The 378-nt window shown below is 74.1% G+C and carries 1 protein-coding gene; it reads left to right on the top strand.

Translation table 11 applies throughout. The features are described 5' to 3' along the window. Positions 1-64 precede the first annotated feature (64 nt). A partial coding sequence (locus AC5RUJ_RS18660; RefSeq protein WP_494156564.1) for a uridine kinase family protein occupies positions 65-378 on the top strand: 314 nt, incomplete at its 3' end.

Here is a 378-nt window from a genome sequence, read left to right as displayed (position 1 = left end):
CGCGGTCCCGTCCGGGGGCATCCCCCGGTCCGGGCCGCCGCCGCGACCGGATGCGGGGAAATCCGTGCGCACTAAGCCCGTACTGATCGCCGTCGACGGGCGCTCGGGGGCCGGCAAGACCACGCTGGCCGTGGAACTGGCAGCGATGCTGCGGGTCCACCGCACGGTATCGCTGTTCCACCTGGAGGACATCTACCCCGGCTGGCACGGCCTGGCCGGCGGGCAGCAGCGGTACCTGGAAACCGTGCTGCGGCCCCTGGCCGCCGGGGACAGCGCGCACTGGACCGCCTGGGACTGGGAAGCAAACGGCGACGGCGCCTCCCGCACCACGGAGCCGGCCGACGTGGTGGTGTTCGAGGGCGTCGGTGCCGCCCATGC

The sequence above is a fragment of the Arthrobacter sp. Y3223164 genome (assembly GCF_059091005.1).
Note: the sequence above shows the minus strand (reverse complement) of the source record. Positions and strands in the feature narration are given on the sequence as shown.